This window comes from Variovorax sp. GW822-FHT04E09, assembly GCF_058800845.1.
Genome location: NZ_JBXAMR010000017.1, coordinates 1 through 20,353, shown reverse-complemented (window position 1 = coordinate 20,353; position 20,353 = coordinate 1). Strand labels below are relative to the sequence as shown.

The 20,353-nt window shown below is 68.2% G+C and carries 19 protein-coding genes; 8 read left to right on the top strand and 11 right to left on the bottom strand.

The genetic code is table 11. From position 1 onward, the window contains the following. Positions 1 to 107: 107 nt before the first annotated feature. From AC1RL8_RS31115 to glyQ, 5 genes are read right to left on the bottom strand one after another with little or no spacing between them, the layout of a single operon-like run. On the bottom strand, positions 108 to 1,079 hold the full coding sequence (locus AC1RL8_RS31115) for a M48 family metallopeptidase (protein ID WP_307638745.1): 972 nt from the start codon (positions 1,077 to 1,079) through the stop codon (positions 108 to 110). A 27-nt stretch (positions 1,080 to 1,106) separates the two neighbouring features. Beyond that, positions 1,107 to 1,886, bottom strand: a complete 780-nt coding sequence (locus AC1RL8_RS31110) for a lysophospholipid acyltransferase family protein (protein ID WP_307590667.1) — start codon at positions 1,884 to 1,886, stop codon at positions 1,107 to 1,109. Then, entirely contained in the window at positions 1,886 to 2,464 is a 579-nt protein-coding gene (gmhB, locus tag AC1RL8_RS31105; RefSeq protein ID WP_070062939.1) for a D-glycero-beta-D-manno-heptose 1,7-bisphosphate 7-phosphatase, read from the bottom strand. Before gmhB ends, AC1RL8_RS31110 begins: the two co-directional genes overlap by 1 nt. Positions 2,465 to 2,501: 37 nt before the next feature. Then, complete coding sequence (glyS, locus tag AC1RL8_RS31100) at positions 2,502 to 4,637, bottom strand: glycine--tRNA ligase subunit beta (RefSeq protein WP_139140436.1); 2,136 nt, start codon at positions 4,635 to 4,637, stop codon at positions 2,502 to 2,504. A 15-nt stretch (positions 4,638 to 4,652) separates the two neighbouring features. Then, positions 4,653 to 5,561, bottom strand: coding sequence for a glycine--tRNA ligase subunit alpha (gene glyQ / locus AC1RL8_RS31095; protein ID WP_056577308.1), 909 nt, complete (start codon positions 5,559 to 5,561; stop codon positions 4,653 to 4,655). 227 nt (positions 5,562 to 5,788) lie between these two features. On the opposite strand from glyQ, the gene AC1RL8_RS31090 reads away from it, so the two are divergent. The 3 genes from AC1RL8_RS31090 to AC1RL8_RS31080 are packed head-to-tail and all read left to right on the top strand — an operon-like array spanning position 5,789 to position 8,429. Further along, entirely contained in the window at positions 5,789 to 6,757 is a 969-nt protein-coding gene (locus tag AC1RL8_RS31090; protein WP_492687425.1) for a diacylglycerol/lipid kinase family protein, read from the top strand. After that, positions 6,754 to 7,581: a metallophosphoesterase family protein gene (locus AC1RL8_RS31085; RefSeq protein WP_492687424.1), complete on the top strand. Its 828-nt coding sequence runs from the start codon at positions 6,754 to 6,756 to the stop codon at positions 7,579 to 7,581. Before AC1RL8_RS31090 ends, AC1RL8_RS31085 begins: the two co-directional genes overlap by 4 nt. A gap of 53 nt (positions 7,582 to 7,634) precedes the next feature. Next, on the top strand, positions 7,635 to 8,429 hold the full coding sequence (locus tag AC1RL8_RS31080) for a phosphatase PAP2 family protein (protein ID WP_223301439.1): 795 nt from the start codon (positions 7,635 to 7,637) through the stop codon (positions 8,427 to 8,429). Between the two features lie 7 nt (positions 8,430 to 8,436). Here the strand turns inward: AC1RL8_RS31080 and AC1RL8_RS31075 are convergent, their stop codons facing one another. The 6 genes from AC1RL8_RS31075 to AC1RL8_RS31050 form a co-directional block, all read right to left on the bottom strand. Then, positions 8,437 to 9,507: an asparaginase gene (locus AC1RL8_RS31075; protein ID WP_492687423.1), complete on the bottom strand. Its 1,071-nt coding sequence runs from the start codon at positions 9,505 to 9,507 to the stop codon at positions 8,437 to 8,439. A 111-nt stretch (positions 9,508 to 9,618) separates the two neighbouring features. After that, positions 9,619 to 10,866 (bottom strand): chromate efflux transporter, encoded by a 1,248-nt coding sequence (gene chrA, locus AC1RL8_RS31070; RefSeq protein WP_492687422.1) that lies wholly within the window; start codon positions 10,864 to 10,866, stop codon positions 9,619 to 9,621. Between the two features lie 36 nt (positions 10,867 to 10,902). Then, on the bottom strand, positions 10,903 to 12,531 hold the full coding sequence (lnt, locus tag AC1RL8_RS31065) for an apolipoprotein N-acyltransferase (protein ID WP_492687421.1): 1,629 nt from the start codon (positions 12,529 to 12,531) through the stop codon (positions 10,903 to 10,905). After that, entirely contained in the window at positions 12,531 to 13,409 is an 879-nt protein-coding gene (locus tag AC1RL8_RS31060) for a CorC family transporter (protein ID WP_062482253.1), read from the bottom strand. Before AC1RL8_RS31060 ends, lnt begins: the two co-directional genes overlap by 1 nt. A gap of 90 nt (positions 13,410 to 13,499) precedes the next feature. Continuing rightward, positions 13,500 to 14,228 (bottom strand): GNAT family N-acetyltransferase, encoded by a 729-nt coding sequence (locus tag AC1RL8_RS31055; RefSeq protein WP_062482250.1) that lies wholly within the window; start codon positions 14,226 to 14,228, stop codon positions 13,500 to 13,502. Between the two features lie 109 nt (positions 14,229 to 14,337). Beyond that, positions 14,338 to 14,811, bottom strand: a complete 474-nt coding sequence (locus AC1RL8_RS31050; protein WP_062482247.1) for an Lrp/AsnC family transcriptional regulator — start codon at positions 14,809 to 14,811, stop codon at positions 14,338 to 14,340. 157 nt (positions 14,812 to 14,968) lie between these two features. Here AC1RL8_RS31050 and hppD point away from each other — a divergent pair, with 157 nt between their 5' ends. From hppD to AC1RL8_RS31025, 5 genes are all read left to right on the top strand, one after another. Then, the gene (hppD, locus tag AC1RL8_RS31045) at positions 14,969 to 16,096 is read left to right on the top strand and encodes a 4-hydroxyphenylpyruvate dioxygenase (RefSeq protein ID WP_062482244.1); all 1,128 of its coding nucleotides are present in this window, start codon (positions 14,969 to 14,971) and stop codon (positions 16,094 to 16,096) included. A gap of 29 nt (positions 16,097 to 16,125) precedes the next feature. After that, positions 16,126 to 16,938, top strand: a complete 813-nt coding sequence (locus tag AC1RL8_RS31040) for a transporter substrate-binding domain-containing protein (protein WP_492687420.1) — start codon at positions 16,126 to 16,128, stop codon at positions 16,936 to 16,938. Between the two features lie 20 nt (positions 16,939 to 16,958). Further along, on the top strand, positions 16,959 to 17,831 hold the full coding sequence (gene phhA / locus AC1RL8_RS31035; RefSeq protein ID WP_307638737.1) for a phenylalanine 4-monooxygenase: 873 nt from the start codon (positions 16,959 to 16,961) through the stop codon (positions 17,829 to 17,831). Positions 17,832 to 17,959: 128 nt separating this feature from the next. Continuing rightward, the gene (locus AC1RL8_RS31030) at positions 17,960 to 19,651 is read left to right on the top strand and encodes an AMP-binding protein (protein WP_307697145.1); all 1,692 of its coding nucleotides are present in this window, start codon (positions 17,960 to 17,962) and stop codon (positions 19,649 to 19,651) included. Continuing rightward, on the top strand, positions 19,644 to 20,353 hold a 710-nt coding region (locus AC1RL8_RS31025), incomplete at its 3' end, for an MBL fold metallo-hydrolase (RefSeq protein ID WP_492687419.1). The genes AC1RL8_RS31030 and AC1RL8_RS31025, both read left to right, overlap by 8 nt.

Sequence of the window (20,353 nt, the reverse complement as noted above, 5' to 3'; positions counted from 1 at the left end):
CAGACAGTGGGGTCGCCTTTTCTTTGCTTACTTTCTTTTGGCGAAGCAAAAGAAAGTGAGTCCGCCGCCGGGCGGAAATCCCGGCCCCGGGAAGCAAACACGCAAAGTCAGCCCCACCGAGGCACAGCCTCATCCTTCAACTGCTGCCTAAGCACCCCGTAATCAGGCACAACGCTTTCAACGGTCTCCCAGAACCGATGCGAGTGATCCATAACCCGCAGATGCGCCAACTCATGCGCAACGACATAGTCGATCACCGGCAGGCGAAAGTGAATCAACCGCCAGTTCAGTCGAATCGACCCATCCGCACTCGCACTCCCCCACCGCGTAGCCGCATTGGAGAGCGACAGCTTCTGCCATGACACCCCCAGCAGCGGCGCAAAGTGATCCAACCGCTCGATGAACAGCTTGCGCGCCTGCCGCATCAACCAGGCCTGCGCCGCATCCCGAATCTGCGAAGGCGCAGCGTTCTGCGCCACAGCCAACCGCAGCGTCCGCGGCCCACCGCCTTCGACAGCAGGATCGAGCGTCCCGCCCACACTGGCAAACCCGTGCTTCGGATCGAGCCGGATCACCACCAGCTCGCCAAGAAAAGGAAACTCCGCCCCATCTTCCCAGGCAATCCGCGTCGCCTCGACCCGCGCATTGCGCTGCTGCGTCTCCGCCAGCTTGCGCAAAATCCAGTCGGCCTTCTCACGCACCGCTGCATCGACATCACGCAACGTGACCCACCGCGGCGCACGCACCGACAAACCTTCGGCACCCACAAGAAAACCGATGGTTTTGCGCTGCCCCCGCTTGAATTCGTAGGCCACCCGCGCCGACCCCAGAACCACTTCACGCGTGGCCTGCGGATGTGTGAAATTCGCCAGCGTCAGTGTGTCAGCCAACGGCACCGCAGGACGCGGATCAACGGGCCCGACAGGTGAAGGCGCGACAGCCACCACCGGCGCGGGAGCAGCAGGTGGCACCGGCGCAGGCGCCTTCTTCCGCGGCCGCCGCGGCGGCGCAGCAGCAGGCGCCGGCGTGCTCCCCAGCCCCTCGAAGAGGTCCATCGTGAACTGCAGCATTCCCCGCATGTCGGGCCCGGGTCTGAGGGTGGCGCGTCAGCCCGCTTCGCGCGGCAACGTCTGCTGCGGCTGCGCCGGGCTGTCGCTATAGGCCTCGGGGTCGAGGCGGCGCATCTCGGCCTCGATCCAGGCTTCGACTTCACGCATCAGCTCGTCGGGCTTGCGGCCCACGCTCGAGATCGCCGGGCCGATCGACACGTCGACCACGCCGGGGCGCTTGATGAAGGCCTTGCGCGGCCAGACCTTGGCCGAGGTGACGGCAATCGGGATCACGGGCACGCCGGTCTCGCAGGCCAGGCGCGTGCCGCCGCTCTTGTAGGTGCCCTTCTGGCCACGCGGAATGCGCGTGCCTTCGGGGAACATGATGATCCAGATGCCCTGCGCGAGCAGCTTGCGGCCCTGGTTCACCACCTTGTTGAACGCCTGCGCGCGCTGGCTCCGGTCGATGTGGATCATGTCCAACCGCGCCATCGCCCAGCCGAAGAACGGCACGTAGATCAGTTCCTTCTTGAAGACGAAGGCCAGCGGATGCGGCATCAGCGTGGGCATGAGGAAAGTCTCGAGCGTGGACTGGTGCTTCACCAGCAGCACCGCGCCGGCGAGTTGGTCGGTCGGCAGGTTTTCCATGCCGGTCACGCGGGTCTTGATGCCCAGCAGCACGCGCGCGCCACCGATGGCCCAGCTGAGCCATTGCTCGGCCATCCAGTACAGCGGAATGCCACGCTTCCAGAGCGAGCTGACGCACATGATGATGCCCCAGGGCACCACGGTGACAAGCATCCACAGGGCGTGGAGAACGGAACGGATAAACGCCATCAGACAGCCACCTGCAGTGCAGCCCGCGCTTCGCGCGCGAGCAAGAAATCGACAAAGGCGGCGAGGTCTTCATGCACCCTCGTGTCCGCCGGATATTCGGGAGGCAGCGGGTGAACCCCGCGGCACGCCGCGCCCATGCCCGTGAGCAGCAAGTGCGGTTCGCAGCCGGCAGCAGCGCCGGCCTGCAGGTCGCGCAGGCTGTCGCCCGCCGTCGGTACGCCCTTCAGGTCGATGCCGAAGCGGTCGCCGATCTGAAGGAACAGCCCTTCCTTGGGCTTGCGGCAGTCGCAGCCTTCGTCGGGGCTGTGCGGGCAATAGAACACCGCATCCACCTTGCCGCCCACGGCCGCGAGCATCTTGTGCATCTTGGCGTGCATGGCATTGAGCGAGGCCATGTCGAACAGCCCGCGGCCCAGGCCCGACTGGTTCGACGCCACCACCACATGCCAGCCCGCATGGTTGAGCCGCGCCACGGCCTCGAGCGCACCGGGCAGCGGCGTCCACTCGATGTCGCTCTTGACGAAATCTTCGCGGTGCACGTTGATCGTGCCGTTGCGGTCGAGGATGACGAGCTTCATGGCGGAACCGCTCCTGGTGGAGGGATGGGGCACGGGATCAGACAGCCAGCCGCTCGAGCTGCGCCACGCGGTTCATCGCGCTGTGCAGCGACATCAGCAGGCCCAGGCGGTTCAGCCGCAGGTCGGCCTGCTCGGCATTCACCATCACGTCCGTGAAGAACGCATCGACCGGTTCGCGCAGCGCGGCGAGCGTCTGCAGCGAGCCGGTGTAGTCGCCCGCGTCGAACTGGGCGTTGGCGGCGGGCACGACCTGCGCCATGGCGGCGTGCAGCGCCTTCTCGGCGGGCTCCTGCAGCAGCAGTTCGCTGACATGCGCGTCGGCCTCGGGCGCCTTCTTCAGGATGTTGCCGATGCGCTTGTTGGCGGCGGCCAGCGCGGCGGCGGCGGGCAGTGCGGCAAAGGCGCGCACGGCCGCCAGCAGCTTGGGCACTTCGCCCAGGCGCTGCGGCAGCGGGGCCAGCACGGCGTCGACCTCCTGGGCGCTGGCGCCCTGCTCGCGCAGGCTGCCGGCGAGGCGGTCGAGGATGAAGTCGCGCAGCTCGACCGTGGCCTTGCTGCTGTCGAAACCGTCGATGGCGCTGAACTGCGCGGCGGCGTCCTGCAGCAGGGCGTCGAGCCCCAGCGCGAGGTCTTTCTCGATCAGCATGCGGATCACGCCCAGCGCGTGGCGGCGCAGCGCGAACGGGTCGCGGTCGCCGGTGGGCAGGTTGCCGATGCCGAACATGCCGACCAGCGTCTCGAGCTTGTCGGCCAGCGCGACCACGAGGCCCACGCTGTTGCGCGGCAGCTCGTCGCCGGCGAAGCGTGGCTTGTAGTGGTCTTCGATGGCGTCGGCCACTGCGGCGTCGAGGCCGTCGTGCAGCGCGTAGTAGCGGCCCATCGTGCCCTGCAGCTCAGGGAACTCGCCGACCATGTCGGTCACGAGGTCGGCCTTGGCCAGTTGGGCGGCCTGGGTCGCCTGCGCAGCCAGCGTGGCGTCGCCGAGCTTTTCGGCAATGCCGCGCGCGATGTGCATCACGCGCTGCACGCGTTCGCCCTGCGTGCCGAGCTTGTTGTGATAGACCACCTTGCCCAGCGACTCGACGCGCGAGGCCAGCGATTTCTTGCGGTCCTGGTCGAAGAAGAACTTGGCGTCGGCCAGGCGCGGGCGCACGACGCGCTCGTTGCCGCCGGTCACGGCGCTCGCGTCGTCGGGGCTGATGTTGCTGACGACGAGGAACTTGTTGGTGAGCTTGGCTTGCGCGTCGAGCAGCGGGAAGTACTTCTGGTTGGCCTTCATCGTGAGGATGAGGCACTCCTGAGGCACTTCGAGGAACTCGCGCTCGAAGCTGCAGACCAGCACGTTGGGGCGCTCGACCAGCGCCGTGACTTCGTCGAGCAGCGCGTCGTCGTGGATCGGCACGGAGCCGCCGCCCACCGTCACAGCGGCGGCCGCGAGCTGGCGTGCGATTTCGGCGCGGCGCGCTTCGAAACTGGCGATGACGGCGCCGTCGTCCTGCAGCTGCAGGGCGTAGCTGTTGGCATCGCGCAGCACCACGGGGTCGACCGCCGCTTCGAAGCGGTGGCCGTGCGTCTCGCGGCCGGCCTTCAGGCCCAGCGCCTCGATGGGCACCACGGCGTCGGCATGCAGCGCCACGAGGCCGTGCGCAGGGCGCACGAAGCTCACGCTGCTCCAGCCGGGCAGCTCGCAGCCGCTTTCGAGCTGGTAGCTCATGACCTTCGGAATCGGCAGCTTGGCGATGGCTTCGGCCAGCGCCTTCTGCAGGCCTTCGGCCAGCGTGGCGCCCTTGGCGGTGCTTTCGTAGAACAGGGCTTCGGCCTTGCCGTCCATGGCGCGCTTGAGGCCGGGTACGGCCGAGGCGTCGGCGCCGAGCGCGGCCAGGCGCTTGAGCAGCGCGGGCGTGGGCTGGCCCGAGGCGTCGAGCCCCACGGCCACGGGCATGAGCTTTTGCGACACGGCCTTGTCGGCGGCGCGCTCGGCCACGTGCGTGAGGTGCGCGGCCAGGCGGCGCGGCGAAGCGTAGGGCGTGAGCACCGAGCCGGCCTCGGCCAGGCCTTGGGCCACGAGCTGGTCGCGCAGCACGCCGGCGAACGCCTCGCCGAGCTTCTTCAGCGCCTTGGGCGGCAGCTCTTCGACAAACAGTTCGACCAGGAGGGAGTTCTTGTTGTTCATGGGGGTCGTCATCGCTCAGGCGGCTTTCTTCGGGGGCATCTGCGCCACCCATTCGCGCGGGGCCATCGGGAAGCCCAGGCGCTCGCGGCTGTCGTAGTAGCTCTGCGCCACGCTGCGCGCGAGGTTGCGGATGCGGCCGATGTAGGCCGCGCGCTCGGTCACGCTGATCGCGCCGCGCGCGTCCAGCAGGTTGAAGCTGTGCGCGGCCTTGAGCACCTGCTCGTAGGCTGGCAGCGCGAGCTGCTCGGTCATGAGGTGCTTGGCCTGCTTTTCGTGCGCATTGAAGGCGGTGAAGAGGAACTCGGCGTCGCTGTGCTCGAAGTTGTAGGTCGACTGCTCGACCTCGTTCTGCTTGTAGACGTCGCCGTAGCTCAGGCCGTCGGTCCAGGTGAGGTTGTAGACGTTGTCCACGCCCTGCAAGTACATGGCCAGGCGCTCCAGGCCGTAGGTGATCTCGCCGGTGATGGGCTTGCAGTCGATGCCGCCGACCTGCTGGAAGTAGGTGAACTGCGTCACTTCCATGCCGTTGAGCCACACCTCCCAGCCCAGGCCCCAGGCGCCGAGCGTGGGGTTCTCCCAGTCGTCTTCGACGAAGCGGATGTCGTTCTTCTTCAGGTCGAAGCCCAGGGCCTCGAGGCTGCCGAGGTAGAGCTCGAGGATGTTGCTGGGCGCGGGCTTGAGCACGACCTGGTACTGGTAGTAGTGCTGCAGGCGGTTGGGGTTCTCGCCGTAGCGGCCGTCCTTGGGGCGGCGGCTGGGCTGCACGTAGGCGGCCTTCCAGGGCTCGGGGCCGAGCGCGCGCAGGAAGGTGGCGGTGTGCGAGGTGCCCGCGCCCACTTCCATGTCGTACGGTTGCAGCAGCGCACAGCCCTTGTCGGCCCAGTACGACTGCAGTTTGAGAATGATTTGCTGGAAGGTCAACATGAAGCTGGCCGGCGTCGGGGGCCGGACATTGGACGGGACGGTGGCGCGGCACACGCCGCGAAAGGCGACGATTTTACGTTCGCGGGAGGGCATCTCTCCCACAGCCGCTCGGGATGCCGACTGCCGCGACAGCCCGCGCGGCTGTGGGACAAAGCCCGGCCCCGCACGCTTTTTTGCGTTTCCCGCCGCTTTCGGCACTTTCCTGCGCTTTCCCCCTCTCTCACTGCATGGCATCGCCCCACATCGGCCCCGACACCCCGTTTTTCATCGTGCTCAACGCCGGCTCCGGCAGCGAAGACGCCGCGCAGGCCCGGCAGGTCATCGACGACGCCTTTGCCGCGGACGGCCGCCGGCACCGCGTGTTCCTCGTGGACGGCCCCGGCCGCGTGCAGGCGCTGGCGCGCGAAGCGGTCGAACGTGCCCGGGCCGTGGGCGGCGTGGTGGTGGCCGCGGGCGGCGACGGCACCATCAACGCCGTGGCCCAGGCCACGCTGGGCAGCGGCTGCCCTTTCGGCGTGCTGCCGCAGGGCACCTTCAACTACTTCAGCCGCACCCACGGCATCCCGCGCGACACGGCGCAGGCGCTGCAGGTGCTGCTGGCGCAGCAGCCCCGGGCGGTGCAGGTGGGGCTGGTGAACGACCGCGTGTTCCTGGTGAATGCCAGCATGGGCCTGTATGCCGACCTGCTGGAGGAGCGCGAGAGCCACAAGGCACGCTTCGGCCGCCACCGCTGGATCGCCTTCTACTCGGGCCTGCTGACGGTGCTGCGCGGGCGCCATCGCCACTGGCAGCTGCGCATCGCCTCGCACGGCCACGAGCGCGACATCCGCACGCCCACGCTGTTCGTGGGCAACAACCCGTTGCAGCTGATGCAGGCGGGCGTCGACCACGCCGAGGCGCCCGAGCAGGGCCGGCTGACCGCCGTGGCGCTCAAGCCGGTCGGCCTGCTGTCGATGCCGGGGCTGCTGGTGCGCGGCGCGCTCGGGCGGCTGGGCGACGCCGACGAGGTGCTGAGCTTTCCCTTCGAGTCGATGACGGTGAAGGCCGGCCGGCTGCGCACGCCGCGCCGCGTGAAGATCGCCACCGACGGCGAGATCGACTGGGTCGACATGCCCCTGCTGTTCCGCGTGGCGCCGGACCCGCTGTGGCTGGTGCGGCCCGACAGCGCGCCCGAGCTGGAGGCGGCACGGCCATGAGCTGCCTGCTGCAAGTGTCCGACCCGCACTTCGGCACCGAGCAGCCCGAGGTGCTGCAGGCGCTCGAACGCCTGGCGCACGCGCTGGCGCCGCAGGCGGTGCTGCTGTCGGGCGACATCACGCAGCGCGCCACGCGCCGCCAGTTCGCGGCGGCGCGCGCCTTTGCCGAGCGGCTGACGGCGCCGGTGGTCGCGATTCCGGGCAACCACGACATCCCGCTGTTCCAGCTGGCGGCGCGCGTCTTCTCGCCCTACGGCCGCTACACCGAGGCCTTCGGCGCCGACCTGGAGCCGGTGTTCGCCTGCGACGACTGGCTGGTGGTCACGGTCAACACGACGCGCTGGTACCGGCACGAGGACGGCGAGGTGTCGCCGGCGCAGGTCGATCGCGTCGCATCGCGGCTGGCAAGCGCCACGCCCCGGCAGGTTCGCGTGGTCGTGACGCACCAGCCGGTGCTGGTGACGCGTCCTGAAGACCGACAGAACCGCCTGCACGGGCGCGAGGCGGCCGTGGCGCGCTGGACGGCGGCGGGCGCCGACCTGATCGTCGGCGGCCACATCCACCTGCCTTTCGTGCGCCCGCTGGACGAGCGTTTTCCGGGCTGCCCGCCCACGGCCTGGGCGGTGCAGGCCGGCACCGCCGTGTCGACGCGCGTGCGCTGGGACGCGCCGAACTCGGTGAACGTGCTGCGCGCGGAGGCGTCCGGCGACGGCGCGCAGCGCGTGTGCGTGGTCGAGCGCTGGGACCATTCGGCGGCAGACAAAGCCTTCACGCGCGTCGACCTATTGCGGCTTCCGCTTGCCAGCCGCGCGACGGCCCCTTAGGGTTGCGCCGCATGCCTCCTGCGGACACCCTTCTTCTTTCTTCTTCAGCCCCCTTGGTTCTTCTTGCACAACAGCTGGGCGAACACGCCCTGGCCTGGTTCGCGCTCGCGCTGACCGTCTCGGTGCTCGGCGCCGGCCTCGCCTGCCGGATGCTGCAACGGCGCCATCCGCTGCCCGACACCGGCGAGCCTGACGAATCGCGCCTGGCGCTCGGCCTGGGGCTGGGCTTCGTGCTGATCCTCGCGGCGGCGGTGCTGGTCGCGTGGATCGCCTCGCACCTGGGCGACGGCCGCACCATGGGCCGCGCCGACCAGGCGCTGGCCGACGCCATCGCCGCCCACGTGCCGTGGGGCGCGCTCGTGAGCTTCAGCTGGCTCACGCACCTGGGCGACGCACAACTGCTCGCGCCCGTGTGCGGGCTGGTCGCGCTGCTGCTGTGGCGCAACGCGCACCGCGGGCTGGCGCTGGGCTGGGTGACCGCGCTCGGCGGCATCGTGGTGCTGAACCCCGCGCTCAAGCACATCTTTGCGCGGGCCCGGCCGGTGCACGACCACGGGCTGGCGCTGGAAACGAGCTTCAGCTTTCCCAGCGGCCACAGCGCGGGCGCGATCGTGAGCTACGGGATGCTGCTGTACCTGGCGCTGCGGCTGCTGCCGGCGCGCTGGCATGTGCCGGCTGCCATGGCCGCGGTGGCGGCCATCGTCACCATCGCCTGCAGCCGGATCTTCCTGCAGGTGCACTTCGCGAGCGATGTCGCGGCCGGCCTGCTGACCGGCCTGGGTTGGCTGCTGGTGTGCGTGAGCAGCCTGGAATACGCGCGGCACCGCAAGCGCCGCACCGCGCGCTGACCTGGGATCAGTATTCCCAGAAGATGCGCTGAAGTTCCTTGGTGTTGTTGGTCTTGGTCAGAGCCACCATCGCCAGGATGCGTGCCTTCTGCGGACGCAGGTCGTGCGCCACCACCCAGTCGTACTTGTCGTCGGGCTGCTCGGCGTTGCGGATCACGAAGCCGTCGGGCACGCGCGAGCTGCGGATGACGATCACGCCGTCGGTGCGCGCCTTCTGCAGGTTCGGCACGATGCGGTCGGCCACCGAGCCGTTGCCCGTGCCGCCGTGGATCAGCGCCTTGGCGCCGCTCTTGGCGATCGCGTCGATGGCCACCGACGACACGCCTTCGTAGCCCATCGCGATCTCGACCGGCGGCAGCGCGGTGATGGTGTCGATGTTGAACTCCGAGTTCGTGGTGTGGCGCTTCACCGGCGCGCGGAACCAGTAGTTCTTGCCCTCGACGATCATGCCCAGCGGACCCCACTGGCTGGAAAACGCGCTGGTCTTGATGTTGACGTTCTTGCTCACGTCGCGGCCGGTGTCGATGTTGTCGCCCATCGTCACGAGCACGCCCTTGCCCATCGCGTCCTTGCTGCCCGCCACGTTCACCGCGTCGTACAGGTTGAGCGCGCCGTCGGCCGACAGGGCCGTGCCCGGGCGCATCGAGCCGACCACGACGATCGGCTTGTTGGTGTGCACGGTGAGCGTCAGGAAGTAGGCGGTCTCTTCCAGCGTGTCGGTGCCGTGGGTGATCACGATGCCGTCCACGTCCGACTGCTTGGACAGCGCCGAGACGCGCTTGGCCAGCGTCATCAGGTTGTCGTTGGTGAGGCTTTCGGAAGCCACCTGGAACACCTGCTCACCACGCACGTTGGCGACCTTGGAAAGCTCGGGCAGGCCGGCGATCAGCTTCTCGACGCCGACCTTGGCGGCCGCGTAGGTGGCGCTGTTGACGGCCGACGCGCCGGCACCGGCGATGGTGCCGCCGGTCGCCAGGATCACCACGTTGGGCAGCGCCTGCTGGGCCTGCGCGAGCGCGCTGGCCGCGAGCAGTGCGGCACCGGCCGCAAAGGCACGGAAATGGGTAGAAAAGTACATACGGGCTCCTTGGTTTGAGGATGATTTCTCGAGGCGGCGAGGAAGATACATGAACCATGCCCGCATGCCATGCCGCTGCATGCCGGCATGGCATGCGGTCATGCGCCGGCCTTAGAGGGCCAGCAGCCAGCCAGCCACCGCCGCGAGCCCGACGACCCACACCGGCGACAGGCGCGCGTAGACCAGCAGCCCGAACGCCGCCAGCGCCAGCCCGAAGTCGGCCTTCGAGTGGATGGCGCTCGTCCACACCGGGTCGTAGAGCGCGGCGAGCAGCACGCCGACAACCGCCGCGTTCACGCCCGCCATCGCGCGCTGGACGCCGTCGCGCTGGCGCAGCGTCTCCCAGAACGGCAGCACACCCGCCACGAGCAGGAAGGCCGGCAGGAAGATGGCCAGCAGCAGCGCCAAGCCACCCACCCATCCGCCGAACGGCCCCGGCATCGCGGCACCGAGGAAGGCGGCGAAGGTGAACAAGGGCCCCGGCACGGCCTGGGCCGCGCCGTAGCCGGCCAGGAACACGTCGTTCGAAACGAGGCCCGGGGGCACCACACTGGCTTGCAGCAGGGGCAGCACGACGTGCCCGCCACCGAACACCAGCGCGCCCGATTGATAGAAGGAAGCGATGACGGACAGCGGCTGCCACTGTGTCGCCGCAGCCAGCATCGGCAGCGCGACGAGCAGCACGGCGAACAGGCCCAGCAGCGCGGCGCCCGTCGCCTTGCTCACGCCGTGGTCGTGGTGTTGCGCGGTAGGAAGCTGGCCCAGCTGCAGCGCCCATCGACCGACGACACCTCCGGCGACGATGGCGGCGATCTGCCCCATGGCCGAAGGCACCGCGAGCACCAGCAGCGCCGCAACGATGGCCACGCCGGCACGCAACCGGTCGGGGCACAGCGACTTCGCCATGCCCCACACCGCCTGCGCCACGACGGCCACCGCGACGACCTTCAGCCCGTGCACCGCGCCCGATTGCGCCAGCCCCGCCCAGTGCGTGACGCCGGCCGCAAAGAGGATGAGCGCCACGGCGGACGGCAGCGTGAACCCGAGCCACGCCGCCAGCGCCCCGCCCCAGCCCGCGCGGCCGAGCCCCAGGGCGATGCCGACCTGGCTGCTCGCGGGACCGGGCAGGAACTGGCACAGCGCCACGAGGTCGGAATAGCGCTTGTCGTCGAGCCACTTGCGGCGCTCCACGAACTCCGTGCGGAAGTAGCCCAGGTGCGCCACCGGCCCGCCGAAGGAGGTCAGGCCCAGCTTCAGGAAAGCGAGAAAGACTTCGAGCACTGACCCTCTGGCAGGCGGAGCACCCGCGCCATCGACAACGGATGGCACGGCGGGCTTGGGGCGGTGGTGGTGCTTCATGGACGACGACGTCGAATTTGCATCCGCCGGTACGCCTCAGCCCCGGGTGCGCCCGGGCCGGAAGAAGACCGCGCCCAGCGCGACGATCGCGAGCGCCACGATCCACAGCGGCCACAGGCCGAAGGGTGCGACCCAGCGCGCGAAAGGCGTGAGCCCGCGCCGACCCTCGACCGGCGCTTCGAGCACGCCGCGCGTGAGGCGCGGCAGCTGGTGCGTGACGCGGCCCGCGGCGTCGATCACCACGGTGGCGCCGGTGTTGGTGGACCGCACCATCGGCCGCGCGAACTCGAGCGCGCGCATGCGCGAGATGGCCAGGTGCTGGTCGATGGCGACCGAGTCGCCGAACCAGGCGATGTTGCTGACGTTGAGCAGGACGGTCGGCGCCGTGGCCTCGTCGCGGAAGTTCGCGCCGATCTCGTCGCCGAACAAGTCTTCGTAGCAGATGTTGGGCGCGATGCGCTGGCCCTGCCAGACGAAGGGCGCCTGCGCCAGCCCGCCGCGCTCGAAGTCGCCCAGCGGGATGCTCATCATGCGGATGAACCAGCGAAAGCCCGGCGGAATGAATTCGCCGAAGGGCACGAGGTGGTGCTTGCTGTAGGCGTAGGGCTGCGCCGCGCCACCGGGCATGAAGCCGAGCACGGCGTTGCGGTAGGTGCCTGGCCCGTCGCCGAGCGGCAGGCCGACGATGGCGGCCTGCTGCGAGCCCGGCTGGCCGTAGCGTTCCTGGATGGCGTCGAGGTAGCCGGCGGGCAGCTGGCGCGGCAGCAGCGGCAGCGCCGTTTCGGGTGTAACCACGAGCTGGGCCTTGGCGTCGCGCAGCTGTTCGGCGTACCAGCGCAGCGCGGTTTCGATGCCGCCGCCCGGAATGAATTTCTCGTCCTGCGGGATGTTGCCCTGCAGCAGCGCGACCTGCAGCGTGCCGGCGGTGCCCTGCGCGCCGCGCGCATCGGCAGGCAGCGGCGAGACAACATTGGGCAGCACAAAGACCGCGGCGAGCAGCGCTGCAGCCAGCGCCGTCGGCACCACGCCACGCAGCGGCAGCCGCCGCGCGACCAGCGCCACGGCCAGGGCCGCTGCGGCACCGATGCCGTACACGCCGACCCACGGCGCCAGCGCGGCCAGCGGGCCGTCGACATGGGCGTAGCCGCCCGCGCCCCAGGGAAAGCCGGTGAACCAGCTGCCGCGCACGAGCTCGGCCAGCGTCCACAGCGCGGCGAACACGAAGGCACCGGCGACGCGCCCCGCCGGCCCGCGCACCACGAACCAGGCGCAGGCCACGGCGTAGTAGAGCCCGAGCGCCGCCGCCAGCGCGAGCACGGCGATCACCGCCAGCGGCGCCGGCAGCCCGCCGTAGGTGTGCATCGAGATGAAGAGCCACCAGAAGCTGCCGGTGAGCCAGGCGGTCGCGAACACCCAGCCGTGCAGGCCGGCGCGGCGCCAGCCCGCGCCTTGGGCACGCAGACCGTCGAGCAGCCAGACCAGCCCAGCCAGCGACAGCAGCTGCAGCCACCACAGCGGACGGCCGTCGCCGGGCCAGGCGATGGACAGGGCCTGCGCCACGCCTGCCAGGCCGAAGCCGAGCAGGCGAAGCAGCCCGGAGGCGGCGGAGGAAGGGGGAGAGGTGGGCGAGACGCGGGCCGGGGCCGCTGCTGCGGGCGCCGGCATCAGTCGGCCGCGTCGCCGCCGCGCGCCGGCGACACCCGGAACCAGCGCACCGCGCCGCCCTTGGTGTGCAGCACGACGAAGTCGAAGCCGCCGATGGCGTGGTGCTCGCCGCGCTTGGGCACGTGGCCCATCTCGTGCGCGATGAGTCCGCCGATGGTGTCGAAGTCTTCGCTCAGCTGTTCTTCGTTGAAGACGATGCCGAAGGCCTCGGCCACGCGCTCGATGGGCGTGTCGCCCGAGACGCGGTAGGTGTGGTCGGCCAGGCCGAAGATGTCGCCCTCGTCCTCGGCGATGTCGAACTCGTCCTCGATCTCGCCGACGATCTGCTCGAGCACGTCCTCGATGGTGATGAGGCCCGCCACGCGGCCGAACTCGTCGATGACGATGGCCAGGTGGTTGCGGTTGCCGCGGAACTCGCGCAGCAGGTCGTTCAGGCCCTTGCTCTCGGGCACGAAGGTGGCCGGGCGCAGCAAGGCGCGGATGTTCAGGCCCGGCGCGCGCTGCAGCTTGAGCAGGTCCTTCGCGAGCAGGATGCCGATGATGTTTTCTTTTTCGCCCTCGTAGACCGGAAAGCGCGAGTGCGCGGTCTGGATCACGGCGTGCAGCAGCGCGTCGAAGGGCGCGTCGATGTTCACGAGGTCCATGCGCGGCGCCGCGACCATCACGTCACCGGCCGTCATGTCGGCCATGCGCAGCACGCCTTCGAGCATCACGCGCGATTCGGCGCCGATCACCTCGTTGTCCTCGGCATCGGCGAGGGTTTCGATCAGCTCGTCGCGCGAATCGGGGCCGGGGTGGATGAATTCGGCGAGCTTCTGGAGAAAGCCACGCTTGTCTTCCCGTTCAACGGGAGCGCGTTCAGGGTGAGGGTCGGCCACTGCGGGAGGGCGGAGTTGAAGAGAGACAAGGATAACGGATTGCGCATGACAGGCTCTACCGTCTGGCCGGCATAGGCCGCCCTCGCCCGCTCAGGGGGCCGATTTGCTTCTTGCGTCGCGCATGCCGCTGCGCACTTCCTGCAGGCTCGCCAGGAAGGCCCAGAACTGCTTGGCGCGGCTCTTGAGCGCGAAATCGACGGCGGCGTAATGCTCCAGCGCGATCTCGCTCATGCGGCTGTCGAAGGTGGCGGTGGGCAGCTGCAGGTGCGCTTCCGACTCCGAGCCGCTGCGCACCACGGTGGCGCCGGCGTTGCGGGCGATCTTGAGCATGGCCGCGTTTTCGCTCAGCGCATGGATGAAGAGCATGCCCACGCCTTCGTTGCGCGCGGCAACCACGGCGCGTTCGAACAGGCGCGCGCCATAACCGCGGCCGCGGGCGTGCGACGACACGGACACGCCGAATTCGGCGCAGTCGCTGTGCTGGTCGCCGGGCGCGTAGGCCACGTGCGCCATCGCGATCAGGTCGAGGCGGCGGTTGTAGATGCCGAACAGTTCGTCACGGTCGAAGTCCAGGCCTTCGACATAGCGCAGGACCTGCTCGTCGGCCGCGGCATAGCCGAAGCGCAGGTAGCGGTCATGCGGCGTCAGGTCCAGCAGGTGGCGCGCGATGCGTTCGCGTTCGCGCGGGCCGATCGAGCGGATCGGCACCATGACGGGTGGGGGCGCGCTGACGGCGCGCGGTTGCGCCTCAACCATCGGCGCCTTCAGGAAAGAGCCGAGGCCGAGAGACGCTTTGAGGAGGGTCTTGGCGGTAAGCATGGCTCCAATGTAAGGGTTTTCCCTTAATCACCAAGCCCGCAAGGACACTTTCAGGACGCATTCGTGACTCGATACCAGAGTCCGTGGTGTTTACGCAACCAATTTGTGGTTAAACGGGCACAGATGTTGTGGCTTTGACACGATCGAGCACGAAGCTGGTCTTGCAGTCTTCGACGCTGGGGTGCTTCAGCAGGGTGTCCATGATGAAGCGGCTGTAGTGCGCCATGTCGGCCACCACCACGCGCAGCAGGTAGTCCATGTCGCCGGTGAGGGCCGCGCACTCGACCACCTCGGGCCAGGTCTGCACGCTGGCGCGGAACAGGTCCATGGGGTTGCGCTTGTGGGTTTCGGTGTGCTTTTCGAGCCGCACGTTCAGGTAGGCCGTGAGGCCCAGGCCGACCGCCTCGGGCTGGACCAGCGCCACGTAGCGGTCGATGACCTTGTGCTCTTCGAGCCGCTTGACCCGCCGCAGCACGGCGCTGGGCGACAGGCTGACCTGCTCCGCGATCTGGTCGTAGGTGGCGCGGCCGTCTGCTTGCAGCATGCGCAAAATGAGTCGATCTATCTTGTCGAGTGCTTCCATTTCGTCATTTTTGCAGTTTTACTGCGTCATGACCACCCAGGGCGCCCAGAAACGCAGAAAACCTGAAAGCCTTCCGCCCTACAGTGCAGCACGGCCCGAATCCGGGCCTTTGTTTTCCTTTCTGCACAACTTTCCCCACTTTTCGGAGACAGCATCCATGAGCCACGCCGACGCCCCCGCCTTCACGCCCTGGGAGAACCCGATGGGCACCGACGGCTTCGAATTCATCGAGTACGCGGCACCCGATCCGGTCGCGATGGGCAAGGTGTTCGAGCGCATGGGCTTCGTGGCCATCGCCAAGCACCGCCACAAGAACGTGCTGCTGTACCGCCAGGGCACGATCAACTTCATCCTGAACGCCGAGCCCGATTCGTTCGCCCAGCGTTTTGCGCGCGAGCACGGCCCGAGCGTGTGCGCCATCGCCTTCCGCGTGCAGGACGCCAAGCAGGCCTACGAGCGCGCCACCGCGCTGGGCGCCTGGGGCTTCGCCGACAAGGCCGGCCCGGGCGAGCTGAACATCCCCGCCATCAAAGGCATCGGCGACAGCCTGATCTACCTGGTGGACCGCTGGCCGGGCAAGAACGGCGCGCAGCCGGGCGACATCGGCAACATCGGCTTCTACGACGTGGACTTCGAGGCGCTGCCGGGCGTGTCATCGCAGGACGCGCTGGCGCGCAAGGGCAACGGCCTGACCTACATCGACCACCTGACGCACAACGTGTACCGCGGCCGCATGGACGTGTGGGCCAATTTCTACGAGAAGCTCTTCAACTTCCGCGAAGTGAAGTACTTCGACATCGAGGGCCAGGTGACGGGCGTGAAGAGCAAGGCCATGACCAGCCCCTGCGGCAAGATCCGCATCCCGATCAACGAAGAGGGCAAGGAACAGGCCGGCCAGATCCAGGAGTACCTGGACATGTACAAGGGCGAGGGCATCCAGCACATCGCCATGGGCTCGGACAACCTGTACGAGAGCGTCGACGCGCTGCGCGCCAACGGCGTGACGCTGCTGGACACCATCGACACCTACTACGAGCTGATCGACAAGCGCATTCCGGGCCACGGCGAAAGCGTGGCCGAGCTGAAGAGCCGCAAGATCCTGATCGACGGCAAGAAGGACGCGCTGCTGCTGCAGATCTTCAGCGAGAACCAGCTGGGCCCGATCTTCTTCGAGTTCATCCAGCGCAAGGGCGACGACGGCTTCGGCAACGGCAACTTCAAGGCGCTGTTCGAGAGCATCGAGCTCGACCAGATGCGCCGTGGCGTGCTGAGCGCCGCAAAATAAGGCGCTTCACCACTGCCCTGGAGCCCGGCATGCGCCACGCGTCTTCTTCGACTGTCGTCACTTCCTTCGTCGCGGCAGCCGCCGCTGCTGTCGTGCTCTCGGGCTGTGCTTCGGCGCCGCCCGCCGCCGGCGCGGGCGCCTCGCACCTGGACACGGTGCAGAAGGCGGCCGTGCTGCGCATCTGCACGCCGGGCGACTACCGGCCCTTCAGCTTTCAGAAGGCCGACGCCTCGTTCGAAGGCATCGACGTCGACCTGATGACGGGCTTCAGCGCCAGCCTCGGCGCGAAGCCCGAGTGGGTCAAGACGACGTGGGCCAACCTGCTGCCCGACCTGGCTGCAGGCAAGTGCGACATCGCCGTGGGCGGCGTGTCGGTGACCACCGACCGCCAGAAGCGCGCCTTCTTCAGCGCGCCCTACATGGTCAACGGCAAGACGCCCATCGCGCGCTGCGCCGACGTGGCCAAGTACCAGAGCGTGGCGGCCATCGACCAGCCGTCGACCCGCGTGATCTTCAACCCGGGCGGCAGCAACGAACGCTTCGCCCGCACCAATTTCAAGCAGGCCAAGCTCACGCTGCACGGCGAGAACGTCACGATCTTCGACGAGATCCTGGCCAACCGCGCCGACGTGTTCGTCACCGAATCGGCCGAGGCCATCACGCAGCAGAAGCTCAAGCCCGGGCTGTGCGCGGTGAACCCCGACAAGCCGCTGCAGTACGGCGAGATGGCCTGGATGCTGCCGCGCGACGACGTGGCTTTCAAATCGTATGTCGACCAATGGCTGCACCTGCAGCAAGCCGGCGGCGACTTCCAGCGCGTGATGGACCGCTGGCTCAAGTAACCCGAGAAACCGAACGCCCCATGGATACCCCCGCCGCCGTTGTCACCCCCGCCGTCTATGGCGCCTCCGATCGCCCGCCACGCGGCGACTACTCGCGCGGCGGTTCGGTGCAAGCCGACTACACCTGCCCGCAGGACTGGGCCAGCTACACGGCGGCCGACCACGACACCTACAAGCGGCTGTACGAACGCCAGGCCGCGCAGCTGACGGGCCTGGCCTGCGACGCCTTCATCAAGTCGCTGCCGCTGCTCGGCGTGAAGGACCGCATCCCGCGCTTCGAGGAACTCAACGAGCGCCTGCACCGCGCCACCGGCTGGGAGATCGTCGCGGTGCCGGGGCTGATTCCCGAGCTGCCTTTCTTCACGCTGCTGGCGAACCGCAAGTTCCCGGTGACCGACTGGATCCGCAAGCCCGAAGAGTTCGACTACATCGTCGAGCCCGACGTGTTCCACGACCTGTTCGGCCATGTGCCGATGCTGTTCGACCCCACCTTCGCCGACTACGTGCAGCGCTACGGCCAGGGCGGCATCAAGGCGCACGAGCTGGGCGCCGGCGAGAAGCTGGCGCGGCTGTACTGGTACACGGTCGAGTTCGGCCTGATCCGCCAGCCCGAGGGCCTGCGCGCCTACGGCGCCGGCATCCTGAGCTCGGTCGGCGAGCTGCAGCACGCGGTGCGCAGCCCCGAGCCGCACCGCCTCCCGCTCGACCTGCTGCGCACCATGCGCACGCAATACAAGATCGACACCTACCAAGCCAACTACTTCGTGATCGAGAACTTCGCACAGCTCTTCGATCTCACGGCACCCGACTTCACGCCGCTGTACCGCGCGCTCGAGGTGCAGCCCGACATTCCGGCCGGCGTGCTGCTGCCGGGCGAATCCGGCAACGCCTGATCGGCATCTGTGTGACTCCCGCGCGCACGGCGGCTATCGCCTGCGCGACACCGGGTATGCGCCCCTAGGACAAGCCCGCTGGTGGGTGGGAGGCATTGGCTCCCACAATCCGCGCCAAAGGAGCTTGCATGCAGACATCCGCGCGACAGAACTACCCGGCCGGCGTGCCGCACGAGATTCATCCGGAGCAGTACCGCTCCCTGCCTCACATGTTCGACGAGGCCTTCGGCCGCTACAAGGACCGTCCGTTCTCGGTCTGCATGGAGCGCTGGATGTCGTACGGCGAGCTCGACACACTCTCCAAGGCGATGGGTGCATGGCTGCAATCGCAGGGCCTCGCGCCCGGTGCGCGGGTGGCGATCATGCTGCCCAACGTGCCGCAGTTCGCGGTCACGATGTGTGCCGTGCTGCGCGCGGGCTACACCTGCGTCAACGTCAATCCGCTGTACACGGCGCGCGAGCTGGAGCACCAGCTCAAGGACTCCGGCGCCACCGCCATCGTCATCCTCGAAAACTTTGCCGCCACGCTCGAGCAGGTGATCGAGCGCACGCCGGTCAAGCACGTGGTGATGACCGCGATGGGCGACCTGCTCGGCGGACTGTACGGCGCCTGGATCACGGTGGCCGTGCGCCACCTGGCCAAGATGGTGCCGCCCTACAAGCTGCCGCTGAGCGACGGCCGCACGGTCACGCCGTTCAAGCAGGCGATTGCCGAAGGCCGCGGGCGCACGCTCGGGCCCGACCAGAGCACGCTCGATTCGATCGCCTTCCTGCAGTACACGGGTGGCACCACCGGCCTGTCGAAGGGTGCGGTGCTGACCCACCGCAACATCGTGGCCGCCACGCTGCAGGCCGAAGCCTGGTTCACGCCCGCGCTGGCGAGGGCCGGCGACCTGGCGAAGGTCAACAGCATCGCCGCGTTGCCGCTCTATCACATCTTCGCGCTGACGCTGTGCCTGCTGGTGATCCGCCAGGGCTCGCACATGACGCTGATTCCGAACCCGCGCGACTTCAACAAGTTCGTCGCGGTGCTGAAGAAGCGGCCCTTCCACATGCTGCCGGCGGTGAACACCTTGTTCAACGCGCTGCTGATGCACCCGGAGTTCAAGACGGTCGACTTCTCCACGCTGTTCGTCTCGCAGGCCGGCGGCATGGCCGCCTCCGAAGGCACGGCGCGCAAGTGGTTCGAGGCCACCGGCTGCCCGATGATCGAAGGCTGGGGCATGAGCGAGACCTGTGCGATAGGCACCAACAACCCGGTGTCGAACACGAAGTTCACGGGCACCATTGGCCTGCCGTTGCCGAGCATTGAGATCGCGATCAAGGACGATGAAGGCCAATCGCTGCCGATCGGCCAGGCGGGCGAGTTGTGCATCAAAGGCCCGAACGTGATGACCGGCTACTACAACCAGCCCGCCGAGACGGCGGCGGCCTTCACGGCCGACGGCTTCATGCGCACCGGCGACATCGCCGTGATGCAGGAAGACGGCTACAGCCGGATCGTCGACCGCAAGAAGGACATGATCCTCGTGAGCGGCTTCAACGTGTTCCCCAACGAGTTGGAGAACGTGATCTCGCTGTGCCCCGGCGTCGTCGAATGCGCGGCCGTGGGTGTGCCGGACGAGAAACAGGGCGAAGCCATCAAGGTCTTCGTGGTCCGCAAGGACCCGACGCTGACGGAAGACGCCGTGCTCCAGTACTGCAACGGACAGCTCACCGGCTACAAGCGGCCGAAGCACATCGAGTTCCGCGAGTCGCTGCCCAAGACCAACGTGGGGAAGATCCTGCGGCGCGAGCTGCGCACCAGCGCCGGTGCCTGAGCGCGTGGGTCACCACGGGGAAGCCAGCGCCGGGCTGCCGGCGAATGTCGTCGTGTTCGAGCGGGGCTGGCTGTCTTCGAACAACATCCTCTTCGTCGGAGCCGAGGAAACGGCGCTGGTCGACACCGGCTATGCCACGCATGCCGATCAGACGCTGGCGCTGGTCGAGTCGGTGTTGGGCGAACGTCCCCTTGATCGGGTGCTGAACACACATCTGCACAGCGATCACTGCGGGGGGAACGCGGCGCTGCAGCAGCGGTATCCATCGCTGCGGACGGACATTCCGCCTGGAGAGGCGGCACTGGTTGAGCGATGGGATGCGCAGGGTCTGAGTTTTCTTGCGACGGGGCAGAGTTGCGCGCGCTTTGGCTTCACTGGACTGCTCGAGCCAGGCACTGAATGCCTGCTGGGAGACAGCGCGTGGCAGGTGCATGGGGCTCCAGGTCACGATCCGCACTCGGTGATCCTGTTCAACCCGGTGTCGCGGACCCTGATTTCAGCGGATGCGCTCTGGGAGAATGGGTTTGGCATTGCCTTTCCGGAGTTGATGGGCGAGCCCTCGTTCGGGGACATTGCGGCAACGCTCGATTTGATCGAAAAGTTGGCGCCACGGCAGCTGATCCCGGGGCATGGCGGCGTTTTCGCCGATGTCGAGCGCGCCTTGCATACGGCGCGCAAGCGACTGTCTGGCTTGCAGCGCGA